General features: G+C 69.8%; 13 protein-coding genes. 11 read left to right on the top strand and 2 right to left on the bottom strand.

Annotated elements, in window-relative coordinates:
* Positions 1-135: 135 nt before the first annotated feature.
* From BLV57_RS05290 to BLV57_RS05260, 7 genes are read left to right on the top strand one after another with little or no spacing between them, the layout of a single operon-like run.
* Entirely contained in the window at positions 136-1098 is a 963-nt protein-coding gene (locus tag BLV57_RS05290) for an AraC-like ligand-binding domain-containing protein (protein WP_091287238.1), read from the top strand.
* Positions 1099-1156: 58 nt separating this feature from the next.
* Positions 1157-1924 (top strand): MoaF C-terminal domain-containing protein, encoded by a 768-nt coding sequence (locus tag BLV57_RS05285; RefSeq protein WP_091287237.1) that lies wholly within the window; start codon positions 1157-1159, stop codon positions 1922-1924.
* 10 nt (positions 1925-1934) lie between these two features.
* Positions 1935-2327 (top strand): nuclear transport factor 2 family protein, encoded by a 393-nt coding sequence (locus BLV57_RS05280; protein WP_091287234.1) that lies wholly within the window; start codon positions 1935-1937, stop codon positions 2325-2327.
* Positions 2324-3493: an ABC transporter substrate-binding protein gene (locus tag BLV57_RS05275; RefSeq protein ID WP_091287231.1), complete on the top strand. Its 1170-nt coding sequence runs from the start codon at positions 2324-2326 to the stop codon at positions 3491-3493. Before BLV57_RS05280 ends, BLV57_RS05275 begins: the two co-directional genes overlap by 4 nt.
* A gap of 9 nt (positions 3494-3502) precedes the next feature.
* A complete protein-coding gene (locus tag BLV57_RS05270) occupies positions 3503-4363 on the top strand; it encodes a branched-chain amino acid ABC transporter permease (RefSeq protein WP_091287228.1) in 861 nt (286 codons plus the stop codon).
* On the top strand, positions 4350-6053 hold the full coding sequence (locus BLV57_RS05265; RefSeq protein ID WP_091287227.1) for a branched-chain amino acid ABC transporter ATP-binding protein/permease: 1704 nt from the start codon (positions 4350-4352) through the stop codon (positions 6051-6053). The genes BLV57_RS05270 and BLV57_RS05265 overlap by 14 nt, the downstream gene beginning before the upstream one ends.
* A complete protein-coding gene (locus BLV57_RS05260) occupies positions 6050-6742 on the top strand; it encodes an ABC transporter ATP-binding protein (RefSeq protein ID WP_091287224.1) in 693 nt (230 codons plus the stop codon). Before BLV57_RS05265 ends, BLV57_RS05260 begins: the two co-directional genes overlap by 4 nt.
* 87 nt (positions 6743-6829) lie before the next feature.
* Here BLV57_RS05260 and BLV57_RS05255 read toward each other — a convergent pair whose 3' ends face one another.
* Complete coding sequence (locus BLV57_RS05255) at positions 6830-7624, bottom strand: SDR family NAD(P)-dependent oxidoreductase (protein ID WP_091287223.1); 795 nt, start codon at positions 7622-7624, stop codon at positions 6830-6832.
* Between the two features lie 14 nt (positions 7625-7638).
* Positions 7639-8346, bottom strand: a complete 708-nt coding sequence (locus BLV57_RS05250; RefSeq protein WP_091287220.1) for an SDR family NAD(P)-dependent oxidoreductase — start codon at positions 8344-8346, stop codon at positions 7639-7641.
* 123 nt (positions 8347-8469) lie between these two features.
* Between BLV57_RS05250 and BLV57_RS05245 the strand changes: the two genes are divergently transcribed.
* Genes BLV57_RS05245 through BLV57_RS05230 form a run of 4 tightly spaced genes read left to right on the top strand, consistent with a single transcriptional unit; the run spans position 8470 to position 13394 of the window.
* Positions 8470-10329 (top strand): primary-amine oxidase, encoded by a 1860-nt coding sequence (locus BLV57_RS05245; RefSeq protein WP_091287888.1) that lies wholly within the window; start codon positions 8470-8472, stop codon positions 10327-10329.
* Positions 10330-10336: 7 nt separating this feature from the next.
* A complete protein-coding gene (locus BLV57_RS05240) occupies positions 10337-11128 on the top strand; it encodes a molybdenum cofactor biosynthesis F family protein (RefSeq protein ID WP_091287219.1) in 792 nt (263 codons plus the stop codon).
* Positions 11129-11131: 3 nt separating this feature from the next.
* Complete coding sequence (locus BLV57_RS05235; RefSeq protein WP_091287216.1) at positions 11132-12766, top strand: amidohydrolase; 1635 nt, start codon at positions 11132-11134, stop codon at positions 12764-12766.
* 40 nt (positions 12767-12806) lie between these two features.
* Positions 12807-13394 carry a TetR/AcrR family transcriptional regulator gene (locus tag BLV57_RS05230; protein WP_091287215.1) on the top strand — a complete coding sequence of 196 codons (588 nt, stop codon included), beginning with the start codon at positions 12807-12809 and terminating at the stop codon, positions 13392-13394.
* The last annotated feature ends 200 nt before the right edge of the window (positions 13395-13594 follow it).

Below are 13594 nucleotides of genomic sequence, written 5' to 3'. Positions count from 1 at the left end.
AGCGTGACAAGGGCCGCCCTTGTTTCCACTCGCACCGGCCGACATCCTCGAGGCCCGGGGGGCGAGCGTTGCCCAGTGGCATCGTATCGCTTATCGTATATGAAATTGGTCCCCCCGATGCTGTGAGGTGACGTCGTGAGCACCGCCACCGCCGACCCGACCATCACCACGGTCGCGCGCGATTTCACCGATTTCCGCACGGCGGTGTCGCAGTCCTTCGTGCCGTTGCACGTGACGAGCGAGCATCGCGATCATTTCCGCGGCCGCATCCGCACCTGCGGGGCCGATGACGTGCAGCTGACCGAGGTGACCGCCTCGGCCCACGTCGTCGAACGCACGCCGGAGCTGATCGCCAGGGCGGACCGGCACTACTACAAGCTGAGCCTGATCCTGTCCGGCACCGGAGTGCTCAGGCAGGACAACCGCGAAGCCCGGCTGCGACCCGGTGACGTGGCGTTGTACGACACACACCGCCCGTATTCACTGGCGTTCGAGGAGGACTTCCGGACGCTCGTGGTGATGTTCCCGCAGCGGCGCATCGACCTCCCCCGTGACCTGGTCGGCCAGCTGACCGCGGTCCCGATGTCGGGCAAACGCGGCATGGGCAACGTTGTCGTGCCGTTCCTGGCCCAGCTTGGCAGCAACCTCGACCAGCTCGGCGGCCCTGCGGGGGTCCGGCTCGCGCATACCGCGGTCGACCTGCTCGCCACCCTGTTCGCCAGCGAACTGGATCTCGCGCGCGCGACAGCGGGCCCGCATCACGAACTCATGCGCCGCGTGCTGGCCTACATCGACGCGAACCTCTCCTCCCCCGAGCTCAACCCGGCGCAGATCGCCACCGAGCACTACATCTCCACCCGGCATCTGCACGGGCTCTTCCACGAGCAGGGCACGACTGTCTCGGGCTGGATCCGCACCCGCCGTCTCGAGCACTGCCGCCGCGAATTGCTCGACCCGGTGCACGCTTCACGGCCCGTCGCGGCCATCGCGGCGAAGTGGGGTTTCGTCGACGCGCCGCACTTCAGCCGGGTGTTCAAGACGGAGTTCGGCTGCTCGCCGAGCGAGGTGCGGCGCGGCTTGACCGTGAGCGACCGGTAGTTGCCACCCAGCGCGCGATGGCTGGCCTCGGCCGGGCGGGCACCTCGACGATGGCCGCATGTCCGAAGCACCCGAGGAGAAGTGGCGCACCTATGACGAGTTCGCCGCCGGAATCGCCACCTATCGACTGCCGAACGCGGACCTGACCGGACGCGAGCTCACCGTCACCCTCGACCGCGGGACGACGCTCGCCCTGCGGTTCGAAGACGCCGAAACCGCCACCTGCAACGGCATCAAGGATCCCTACGACGCGGTCGCCGTCCGGGAAGACGTCTTCTTCGTGAACCTTCCCCACACCAGCGTCGAAGGGGAAGCGCTCACCGTGGTCTTTTCCACGACCACGCATCGCGCGCTGGCCGTGCGTTCGGTGATCGGCGCCGAAGACGTCGAGGGCGTTCCCCGTGTCTCGCAGACGTTCTGGTCCGGCATCACCGACGCCGGCGCCGCGACGGGTGAGGAACCCGCGCCGTCACGCGACCTGATCGGCAAGCGCAACATCTACCGCTACAGCCCGGAACACCTCTACGAGCACGTTTACGTTTCGTCGCAACGGTATGCGTGGCAATGCCTCGAGGGTGTCCAGCGCGGCCACGGCGACATGGACCTGTCGACCGTGTGGAAGTTCCAGGACGGGCTTTACCTGTTCTGCTTCCGCGAATTCCGCATCGCCGTGGCCAGCGTGTGGCTGCACGACCTCGGCTACGCGCTGCGGACCACCGGCGTCTTCCTCGGCCTGACCGGTGACGGCCGGTCGGAACATTCCCGCGCGGGCGGGCACATCTACCCACTCGGCGCCGTCGCCTACCCCGACGCGCAACCGGTCTGAAGGAGCACAAGTGTCCAATGTAGACATCATCGCCGCGCACTACGCGGCGAGCGACCGGGGTGACCTGGCGGGCATGCTGGCCCCGCTCGGCCCGGCGACCACCTGGACGGAGGCGGCCGGTTTCCCTTACGCCGGAACCTATACCGGCCCGGACGAGGTCAAGGAGAAGGTCTTCGGCGCGATCGCGAACGACTGGGACGGCTACCGGTTCACACTCGGCGAGCTCGCCGACGCGGGCGACACCATCGTCGGCATCGGCACCTACCAGGGCAAGCACCGCGAGACCGGCCGCTCGTTCACCGCCCGCGTCGCGCACGTGTGGAAGTTCGACGGCGGCGAACTCACCTCGTTCGAGCAGTTCGTCGACTCCGTCCCCGTGGTGAACGCGGCGGAGGACCGATGAGGCGCCTGTCCGCGCTCGCCGCCGCCGTACTGCTCGCCACCACGGGCTGCGCGGGCGCGGAAAGCGGCTCCAGCGGCCCGATCAAGGTCGGTTCGGTCAACGCACTGAGCGGCGCGGCCACCTTCCCCGAAGCCTCACAGGCCGCCAAGGCGGTCTTCGACGCGGCCAACGCGAGCGGCGGCGTGAACGGAAGGCAGATCGAGTACAAGGCCCTCGACGACAAAGGCGACCCGGCGGCCGCGGCCGCGGCGGCCCGCGAGGTCGTCGGCCGCGACCAGGCGGTGGCGCTGGTCGGCTCGTCGAGCCTGCTCGAATGCGAGATCAACGCCAAGTACTACGAGCAGCAGAAGATCCTGTCGATGCAGGGCATCGGCGTCGACCCGGCGTGTTTCTCCAGCCCCAACATCGCCCCGGTCAACGTCGGCCCGTACCACGACATGACGCTGACGCTGCTCTACGGCTCGGAGACCCTCAAGCTCGACAACATCTGCGCGTTGCTCGAGATCGCGGGCAACACGCTGCCGTCGTACCAGGCGGCCATCGACGAGTGGTCGGCCATCACCGGCAAGAAGCTCAAGTACCTCGACGCGACCGTGCCCTACGGCGGTTCCGACTACACCTCCTACATCGTCAAGGCACGCAACGCGGGCTGCAAGGCGATCACGGTGAACCCGGTCGAGCCGGACTCGATCGGCCAGCTCAAGGCCGCCGCGGCGCAGGGCTGGACCGACGTCACCTGGCTGCTGCTCACCAGCGTCTACAGCGAGAACTACGCCAAGGCGACCACCAACGCGGGCGCCGGGGTGTACGTGCCGGCCGAGTTCTACCCGTTCACCGACGCGACCAGCCCGCAGAACAAGGACTGGCGCGACCTGATGACCAAGAACGGCATCCCGCTGACGTCCTTCAGCCAGGGCGGCTACCTGGCGGCGAAGTACTTCCTCGCCGTCGTCCGCGGGATCAGCGGCGACATCACCCGCGAGTCGGTGACCAAGGCGCTGCACGAGATGAAGCCGATCAGCGACCCGATGGTCGGCACACCGTATGTCTTCGGCCAAGGCCAGACGCACCACGACAACACCGCGGGCTGGCCGATCAAGCTCGCTTCCGGCGCAGGCAAATGGGAGCTGGTCGCGAACGACTGGCTGCGCATCCCGAAGAAGTAGGAGGAGACGATGCTGCAGGGAGCGCTGGCAGGCCTGGCCGCCGGCGGGCTGTACGCGGTGCTGGCGGTGTGCCTGACGCTGATGTCGCGGCTGGTGCGGGTGGTCAACTTCGCCCAGTCGGCCACCGGCATGTTCGGCTGCTACGTGGCGGTGTTCCTGTCCGCCGTCGCGGGATTGCCGACGTGGCTCGCCACCATCGCGGGGATACTGCTCGGCGGGCTGCTCAGCGCCCTGCTCGGCTGGATCGTCTCGACGTGGCTCGCCGAGGCGGACACCGGCACCCGCTCGGCGGTCACCGTGGCGGTGCTGCTCCTGCTGATCTCGTTGTCGTTCATCCTGTTCGGCAACAAACCGCAGCCCTTCCACCCGATACTCGATGGCCCCGCGCTCACCGTCGGCGGAGTCGTGATCAGCCAGGTCACGGTGGTCACCGTCGCGGTGGCGGCGGTGGTCGCGGCAGCCAGCAAGATCGTGCTGAGCCGGACCCCGGCCGGAGTCCAGCTGCGGGCCCTGTCCGAACGCCCGACCACGGCCGAGCTGCTGGGCATCCCGGCGAAACGGCTCGCCGTCGCGGTCTGGGCGGCGACCGGACTGGTCAGCACGCTCGTGATCTCGATCGTCGCGCCGTCGCAGTCCAACGACGCGACCTCGCTGGCGATGCTGGTGGTGCCCGCGTCCGCGGCGGCACTGCTCGGCGGGTTCCGCAGGCTGGATCTCGCGGTCGCGGGCGGGCTGGTGCTCGGGCTGGTCCAAGGCGCGGCCGCGCAGGTCGACGGCCTGTCCGTCGCGCGGTATTTCCTGCCGTTCGCGGTGATCGTCGCACTGCTGCTGTGGTCGCAGCGCAAGGAGGTATGGGATGCGGCTCGCTGAACGCGGGATGCCGTTCGTGGTCGCCCTGGTGGCGATCGCCGTCGGCTACGGGCTGAGCGTCGGGCTCGACGGGTACTTCGTCTACCTCGGCATGAGCGCGGTCGTCGCCGGGATCTCGCTGCTCGGACTGGGCGTGGTCACCGGCAGCGCCGGGATGATCTCATTGTGCCAGCTGACCTTCGGCGCTGTCGGCGCCTGGACGGTGTCGGCGCTCAACAAGGCACAGGCACCAGGCGGGTTCCTGGTCTGGCTGCTGCTCGGCGGGCTCGTGGCGGGCGTCGTCGGGATCCTCGTCGGGCTCCCGGCGTTGCGGCTGCGCGGGATCAACCTCGCCGTCGTCACGCTGGGGCTCGCCGCCGCGACCGACCTCGCCCTGGTGCAGCTGCAGTTCCCCGGTGTCGCCGGCGGCATCTCGGTCGAACGGCCGGACGCCTTCGCCGACGACCGGTCCTACTTCCTGCTCGCCGTGGTCGTGCTGGTGCTGTGCTGCCTCGCCGTGTACTTCCTGCGCCGTGGACGCTGGGGCAGCGCATGGCAGGCGGTCGCGTTCTCCGAACGCGGGACGGCGGCGGCGGGCACGAGCGTGCGGACATCCAAACTGACCGCGTTCGCGGTGAGCGCCACCCTCGGCGGGATCAGCGGCGGCCTGCTCACCGGGCAGGTCGGGCTGGCGTTCCCGGCCAGCTTCACCGCGATCCAATCGCTGGCGTTGTACGTACTGGCGATCATGTCCGGCGCGCATCTGATCGACATGGCCGTGTTCGGCGCGATCCTCTGGGTCGGTGTCCCGGAACTGCTCAAGCGCTGGGGAATCCCGCAGGACTGGGGTCTGGTGGTGTTCGGCGTGCTCGGTGTGCAGGCGCTGGCCAGCGGCGGCAACCTCGGCACCACCGTGCGGCACCTGTGGTACCGGCGGTCGAAGAAGGAACCGGCGAAACTCGACCTGGCCGCCGAGACCGCGACCGTCGAACCGGTCTCCCCCGGACCACCGCTGCTCACCGTGCGCGGGCTGAGCGTGAACTTCGGCCACGTCACCGCACTGTCCTCAGTGGACATAGTGGTGCCCGAACATGGCGTGCTCGGCGTGATCGGGCCGAACGGCGCGGGCAAGTCGACGCTCGTCGACGCGATCAGCGGGTTCCTGCCGAACGCCGACGGCGCGGTCGAACTCGGCGGCAGGCCGCTGACCGGCTCTCCGTCGAACCGGGCGCGCGCCGGGCTGCGCCGGACGTTCCAGCAGGACCGGGTCCCGCCGGGGCTGACCATCGGCGCGTATCTCAAGTTCCTCGCCCGGCGGCGGCTGACCGCGGCCGAGATCGGCGAGGCGCTGGACTTCTTCGGCTGCCCGGCCGCGCGCACGCCACTGTCGCAAGTGGACGTCGGCGCGCGCAGGCTGGTCGAGGTCGTCGGGAATCTGCTGGCGAAGCCGCGGGTCCTGCTGCTGGACGAACCCGCCGCCGGACTCCCGCACGAGGAGCACGTCGCCTTCGGCGAGCGGCTGCGGCAGGTGCCCGCGCGGTTCGGGGTGTCCGTGCTGCTCATCGAGCACGATCTGGACCTGGTCCGCTCGGTCTGCGACACGATCACCGTCCTCGACTTCGGCCGGGTGCTGGCGTCTGGCCCGCAGGCCGAGGTGCTGGCCGATCCGGCCGTGCTCAAGGCGTACATGGGTGAGAAGGAGTTGCTGTGAACGCTTTGCGGATAGCGGGGCTGACCGTCACGCGCGGCGCGGGACCGGTGATCCGGGACGTAGACCTCACCCTCGAACCGGGCCGCATCACCGCGCTCGTCGGCCCCAACGGCGCGGGCAAGACGAGCCTCCTGGAGGCCGTCTCCGGGGTGGTGCCCGCCGCGGCCGGGACCATCCACATCGGACCGGACGAGATCACCAAGCACTCCCGGGTCGCTCGCGCGCGCCGGGGCCTGGCGCATATCGAGCAGGGCCGCGCGGTGTTCGGCGGCCTGACCGTGCTGGAGAACCTGATGCTGACCGCGCGCACCCGCGCGCGGGTGGACGAACTGTTCGATCTCTTCCCCGAGCTGGAGAAACGCCGTGACTCACCGGCGGCGCTGCTGAGCGGCGGCGAGCAGCAGATGGTGGTGCTCGCCCGCGCTTTCGCCGTGCGGCCGTCGTTCCTGCTGATCGACGAGATGTCACTCGGCCTCGCGCCGGTGGTGTTCACCCGGCTACTGCCGCTGGTGACCCGCTTCGCCGAGGAGGGCGCCGCGATCCTGCTCGTCGAGCAGTTCACGCACCTGGCGCTCGGCGCCGCGACCGACGCGCTGGTGGTGTCTTCGGGCCGGGTCACGTACGCGGGCGGCGCGCAGGAGCTGCTGGCCTCCCCCAGCACCCTGCACGCCGCCTACCTGGGGTCGTGAGTGCTCGAACGAACACAGCGGCGCGCAGCGCCTCCGTTGAGGGTGGTGGTGGGCGACGGGCGGGGCGGTTCTAACCGGCCTAAACACTCACGACCCCAGGCCGGCGCGTTCGAAGGCGAGGGTGGGCAGGTCGACGGCGTGCGCGCCACCATCGGCCACGATCACCGCGCCGGTGATGTAGGACGACTCCGCCGAGCCGAGGAACCGCACGATCGACGCGATCTCCTCGGGCTCGGCCGCCCTGCGCAGCGGGACCTCGGCGGTCACGCGGCGGTAGCCCTCGTCACGACCGGAGAAGCCCGCGGCCTCGGCGAACTGGTCCATCTCGCCGTCCGCCATCGGCGTGCGCACCCAGCCGGGGCAGACCGCGTTCGCGCGGACGCCCTGCGGGCCGTAGTCGCGGGCGATCGAGCGGGTCAGCCCGATCAGCGCGTGCTTGGCGACCGTGTAGCCCGCGACGTTCGGGCCGGCGAACAACCCCGCCAGCGACGAGACGATGACGAGCTGGCCGCCGGTCTCGACCAGCGAGGGCAGCGTGGCCCGGCAGAACACGAAGGCGCTGTTCAGGTTCGAGCGTAGTGCCAGTTCCCATTCCTCGTCGCTGGTGCCGGTCACCGAGGACAGACCATGGCCGCCCGCGTTGGCCACCACGACGTCCAGCCTGCCGTAAGCGCCGATGATCTCGGCCACCGCGTTCTCGGCGGACTCCCGTTCGGCCGCGTCGCAGGCGATGACGTGCGCGCCGGTTTCGGCGGCCACCTTCTCCAGTGGCTCTCGCCGTCGTCCGAGCACCACCACTTGGGCGCCCTCGTCGGCGTACCGGCGGGCGACCGCGGCGCCGATGCCGGTACCGCCACCCGTGATCGCGACAACCTTGGTCACAGCAAAAGTCCTCTCTAAGCGGGAAAACCCGAGCGGGCCGAGACGCCGTAGTCGGCGAGCACGGCCTGGCCGTTGACCGTCCGCGACCGCGCGGAGGCCAGGTAGAGCACGTGCGAAGCGACGTCTTCCGGAGCCTGCACGGGAAACGCGGGATCGTCGAGCACGTCGCCGAGATCGCCGCGGGACATCGGGGTGTCCACCACCGACGGGCAGACGCAGTTGACGCGGACGCCGGGCAGGTCGACCGCGAGCGCCCTGGTCATCGCCACCACGGCGCCCTTGGAGGCGCAGTACGGCACCATGCCGGGCGCGCTGGTGAACGCCGAGTCGCTGGCCAGCAGCACCACCGAGCCCTGCGACGCGGTGAGCCACGGCGCGGCGTGCTTCACCACCAGGAATTGGCCGGTGACGTTCACCGCCAGCACCGCCGCGAACTCCGCGGCCGAGGTCTCGGCGGCCCCCGTGCCCACCGGACCGGAGATCCCGGCGCAGCCGACGACCACGTCGAGGCCGCCGAACCGCTCGGCCACCACGCCGACCGCTGCGGCGACAGAACGCTCGTCGGTCACGTCGGCCTGGACCGCCACCACGTCGTCAACGGGTGCCAAATCGAGTGCCGCAACCCGCGCGCCCTCGGCCTGGAACGCGCGGACGCAGGCGAGACCGATACCGGAGGCCGCGCCGGTCACCAGCACGGCCTTGCCCGCGAGATCCAGTCGCATGGCGTCATCCTGCGGGCCTGGCCTTTCGCGGGGGTTGGCCGTCAGCGCAGCCTTCTTGTCCGCGACCGCATGACGGCCGCGCGGCCGCTCCACACCGGTGCGAACCCGGCAAGACTGCGCGGCATGACCAGGCCGCATCCCTTGGACCCGCTGACCGCCGACGAGCTCATCGCGGGCCGCGCGATCCTGGCCGACGAGGGCCATTTGACCGAGACCACGCGGTTCCCGTCGGTGCTCCAGGTGGAACCGGACAAGTCCGTCACCGACCGCCAGGTCCGGTACACGCTGCTGGACACCGCCACCGGCCAGGCGCGCGACATCCTCGTCTCGCTGACGAAGCACGCGGTGCTCTCCAGCGAGGACTGCGGGGACGGCCAGCCCGCGTTCCTGTTCGAGGAGTACGACCTCGCCGCGTCGATCACCAAGGCGTCGCCGGAATGGCAGACCGCGATGGACCGGCGCGGGCTCGGCGACCGGATCGAGCACGCCTTCTGCGCTCCGCTGGCGCCCGGGTTCTTCGGCAGGGCCGACGAGGCCGGCCGGGTGATCCGCACCGTGACGTTCCTGCGCGACGACGAGTCCGACAGCCCGTGGGCACACCCGGTCGAGGGCCTGATCGTGCACATCAACCTGACCGAGCGGCGCGTGCTCCGGGTGGAAGACGAGGGCGACGTGCCCGTCCCGCCGGAACACGGTCGCTACACCGGCGTCCCGCCCCGCACCACGCTCAAGCCGATCGAGATCACGCAGCCCGAGGGACCCAGCTTCGCCGTCGACGGCAACGAGGTCACCTGGGAGGGCTGGAAACTGCGGGTCGGTTTCAATGCCCGCGAGGGACTGACGCTGCACCAGATCTCGTTCCAGGACCGGTCCGTGCTCCACCGGGCCTCCGTGCCGGAGATGGTGGTGCCGTACGGCGACACCGCGCCGGGCCGGTTCTGGATCAGCTACTTCGACGCGGGCGAGTACCTGCTCGGCAAGAACGGCAACGACCTGCGGCTCGGCTGCGACTGCCTCGGCGTCATCCACTACTTCCCGGCGTTCGTGGCCGACGACCACGGCCACCCGGTGGAGATCCCGCGCGCGATCTGCCTGCATGAGGAGGACTACGGGATCCTCTGGAAGCACACCGATCTCGACGGCCGCGCCGAAGTCCGCCGCTCCCGGCGCCTGGTGATCTCGTCCATCTCCACGATCGGGAACTACGACTACGGGTTCTTCTGGTACCTCTACCTCGACGGCACCGTCGAACTGGAGGCGAAGGCCACCGGCATCGTGTTCGCGGGCGCCGCGCACACCGGCACGAAACACCCGCACGCCAACGAGATCGCGCCCGGCCTGTTCGCCCCGGTGCACCAGCACCTGTTCTGCGCCCGGCTGGACGTGGCGATCGACGGCGAACGCAACTCGCTCGTCGAGATCGACGTCGAAGGCGTGCCGATCGGCGAGCGGAACCCGTACGGCAACGCGTTCACCTGGAAGGAGACGCCGCTGCGCAGTGAGCGAGAGGCTCAGCGGCTCGCGGATCCGGCCAAGGCGCGGGTGTGGGAGATCCGCAGCTCGGAGCGGACCAACCGGCTCGGCTCGCCCACCGCGTACCAGCTGATCCCCCGGCCGTCGGCGACGCTGATGGCGCAGCCGGAGTCGAGCGTGTACCAGCGGGCGACGTTCGCCACCCGGCACCTGTGGGCCACGCAGTACCACCCCGAGGAGCGATTCCCGGCTGGCGACCGGCCGAACGCGCATCCGGGCGGCGAGGGCCTGCCCGCGTGGACCGCGGCCGACCGGAACCTCGTCGACACCGACCTCGTGCTGTGGCACGTGTTCGGTCCGACCCACATCCCGCGCTCCGAGGACTGGCCGGTGATGCCGGTCGACTACTCGGGATTCTCGTTGCGCCCCAATGGCTTCCTTGACCGCAACCCCGCACTCGATCTACCGTCCGGCGCCACCGAAGACCACTGTTCCGCCCACGACCACTAGGACTCCGATGCCCGAGCTGACCCTCTCCGACACCTCCACCTGGCTGCCGCTGGACGGCCTCGCCCCCGGTTTCGACGCGAACAAGGCGCCCACGGTCGGCGACCTGCACGGCCGCGCCTTCGAGCTCACGTGCGAGGACGGGACCACCTTCACCGCGGCGTTCACCGGCACCCGGATCGAGTGGACCTACCGCGGCTCGGGGACCGACCGGTGCGAGACGTTCCTGGTCGACGACGAGCTGTACTACGTCCAGTTCCACCCGCAGGCGCGCGAGGAACAGGCGTTCACGCTGCTGCTCGACCTGCGGCGCGGCCGCGCGCTGCTGGTGCTGAGCCGGATCGGCGACACCTCGCCCCGCGTCACGCAGACCTTCCTGGCCGCCACGATCGGCGGCATCGAGCCCAGCGGTGACCCGCTCGCGCCCAGCACGTCGCTGGTCGGACGCCGGGTGCTGTGGGTATACAGCACCGCGCACGCCTACGAGCACGTGTATCTCAGCCCGCACTGGTACACCTGGCAGTGCCTGGCCGGGCCGGAGAAGGGGCTCGCCGACACCGACGAGAACTCGGTCTACGAACTGCGTCCGGGGATCTACGTCTTCGCCTGGCGCGAGAAGGTGATCCCGTGCGCGTCGGTGACCGTCGCCGACCACCGCGACGCCAAGCGGCTGCGCTCGCACGGTGTCCTTTTCGGACTGGACGCCACCGGCACCACCCCCACCCACTTCACCTTCGGCGCGCACGGGAAGCTGCTGAGCACCACCGTCCACCCCGAGGCCTACGACCCCGCCGGGAGCTGAGCCTTGGCCGCCGACCTCATCCTCACCAACGCCAAGGTGTACACAGTGGACAGTACGAGGCCATGGGCGTCGTCACTGGCCATCAAGGACGGCCGCGTGCTGTCACTGGAGGAGCACGAACGCGGCCCGAACACCGAGGTCGCCGACCTCGGCGGCGCGTTCGTCATGCCCGGCCTGGTCGACGTCCACAACCATCACGCGCTCGCCGGCCGGGCGGCGCTGTTCGAGCTGAACTTCGGCTTGGACGCGGGCTTCGAGGACATCCTGGCCGCGGTCCGGTCCATGGCCGACGGGCTCGGACCAGACGAATGGGTCGTCGGCGGCGCGTGGGCGTCCACTTTGGTCGGCACGCTCTCGCGGTCTTCTGCCAGGCACGCGCTCGACGAGGCGGCCGGCGGCCGTCCGGTCATGCTGTCCGATGACAGCAGGCACAACCGCTGGGTGAGTAGCCGCGCGCTGGAACTGGCAGGCGTGACCGCGGCTTCGGCCGATCCGGCCGGCGGGGAGATCGTCCGCGACCCGTCGACCGGCGAGCCCGTCGGCATCCTGCTCGAGGCGGCGAGCGTCCCGGTCGAACGGGCGCTCGGCGAGACGCGCACCCTCACCGACGAGCAGCACGCGGCCGCGTCACGGCACGGGATCGCCACGCTGCACTCGTTCGGGGTCACCGCTTTCCAGGACGCCGGGGTCTCCGCGGACATACTCGGGGCACTGAAATCGCTCGACGACGCGGGCGAGCTGGGCGCCTGGGTCGTGACCTCGCTGTTGATCAACGATCCCATCTTCGGCTTCGACCCGATCGGCGCACCCCTGCTCGAAGTCGCCGGGAAGTACCGCACCGAGCACCACCGCCCCGACTTCGTGAAGATCTTCCTCGACGGCGTGCCGCCCACCCGCACGGCCGCGTTCCTGGAGCCGTACCTGCCGGACGACGCGCACGGCGCCTGTCACCACGGCGCCACCACGATGCCCGGCGACGAACTCGAAGGCTGGCTGCGCACGGCGGCCGCGGCCGGGCTTTCGGCCAAGGTCCACTGCACCGGCGACGCGTCCGTGCGCGCGACACTGGACGCGGTCGAGAAGGTGCGCGCCGAAGGCTTCACCGAGGCGCGGTTCCAGATCGCGCACGGCCAGTTCGTGCACCCGGACGACATCCCACGGTTCGCCACATTGGACGTCTCCGCCGACATCTCGCCGTTCCTATGGGTGCCCGGCGTCATCCCGGCGGCCATCGCGGAGGTGCTGCCCGGCGACCGGGCCGGACGGATGCAGCCCAACCGATCGCTGCTGGACAACGGCGCTTTGGTCGCGGGTGGGTCGGACTGGCCGGTCAGCGAATCCCCGAACGCGTGGGAGGGCATCCACGGCCTGGTCACCCGCCAGGACCCGACCGGTACCTTTCCCGGGTCTTTGTGGCCGGAGCAGGCGATCACGCTGGCCGAGGCGATCGAGGTCTTCACACTGGCCGCCGCCCGTGCGATGGGACTTGGCGACGTCACCGGCTCACTGTCGCCAGGAAAGTCGGCGGATTTCGTCGTACTGGACCGCGATCCGTTCACTCTCGATCCGTCGGCGCTCGTCAAGACAAAGGTGACGGAAACGTGGTTCTCCGGACGCAAGGTGTATCACCGCGCCTGATCTCCTACACTGGTAGAAGAACCAGTGCGGGAGGCCACCGATGCCGAAGATCATCGACCACGACGAGCGTCGCAGTCACATCGTCGACGTCACCTGGGACTTGATCACCCAAGGCGGAATCGAGGCCGCCACCATGCGCGAGATCGCCGCCGCCGCGGGCTTCGCCAACGGGGCGCTGAAGCTGTACTTCCCAAGCAAGGAAGACATCATCGAGGCCACCTACGAACGCGCGCTCGGCATGATGCGCGAGTACGTCGAACTGGAGGGACTGCGCGGGCTGACCGCGCTCCGCGAACTGTGCGTGTCCTCGATGCCGATCGACGAAGACCGCATCGCCGCGGGGCGCGTCCTGCTCACGTTCTGGCAGCTGTCGCTGACCAACCAGAAGTTGCAGGACAAGTACCTCGAACACATCCGGTCGTGGCGCGGGCTGCTGCACCGCTATCTGGCCGAGGGCCGGGAGGACGGCGACATCGTCACGTCGACCCCGGACGAGCAGCTGGTCGACGAGGTCGTCCTGATCAACGCGGGCGCGAACGTCATGAGCCTGGTCGCCGGGGAGTTCTCGACGATCGCGCTGCAGCGGCAGCACCTCGAGTCCTTCTTCGACCGCCTGACCCGCCCGTGACGCAACGGTCAGCCTCGAGGACGTGACAAGGGGCCCCCTTGGAACGCTCAGCTTCTCACGGGTGGCCCTTGTAACGTGCGAACGTCGATCCTCCGGTCCTTTGCGGACTCAAACCCATTGACGGGCGTCGTGAGTGTTCCGGCCGGTTAGAACCGGCCGGAACACTCACGACCCCCTCTAGCCCGAGTGAGGGAGGCCCT

This window comes from Amycolatopsis xylanica (genome assembly GCF_900107045.1).
In the GTDB taxonomy this organism is placed as follows: Bacteria; Actinomycetota; Actinomycetes; order Mycobacteriales; family Pseudonocardiaceae; genus Amycolatopsis; species Amycolatopsis xylanica.
Note: the sequence above shows the minus strand (reverse complement) of the source record. Positions and strands in the feature narration are given on the sequence as shown.

Coding starts and splice junctions, on each gene's coding strand:
- BLV57_RS05285 (WP_091287237.1), top strand. CDS start 1,157: ATGTCCGAAGCACCCGAGGAGAAGTGGCGCACCTATGACGAGTTCGCC.
- BLV57_RS05275 (WP_091287231.1), top strand. CDS start 2,324: ATGAGGCGCCTGTCCGCGCTCGCCGCCGCCGTACTGCTCGCCACCACG.
- BLV57_RS05270 (WP_091287228.1), top strand. CDS start 3,503: ATGCTGCAGGGAGCGCTGGCAGGCCTGGCCGCCGGCGGGCTGTACGCG.
- BLV57_RS05265 (WP_091287227.1), top strand. CDS start 4,350: ATGCGGCTCGCTGAACGCGGGATGCCGTTCGTGGTCGCCCTGGTGGCG.
- BLV57_RS05250 (WP_091287220.1), bottom strand. CDS start 8,346: ATGCGACTGGATCTCGCGGGCAAGGCCGTGCTGGTGACCGGCGCGGCC.
- BLV57_RS05245 (WP_091287888.1), top strand. CDS start 8,470: ATGACCAGGCCGCATCCCTTGGACCCGCTGACCGCCGACGAGCTCATC.
- BLV57_RS05240 (WP_091287219.1), top strand. CDS start 10,337: ATGCCCGAGCTGACCCTCTCCGACACCTCCACCTGGCTGCCGCTGGAC.
- BLV57_RS05230 (WP_091287215.1), top strand. CDS start 12,807: ATGCCGAAGATCATCGACCACGACGAGCGTCGCAGTCACATCGTCGAC.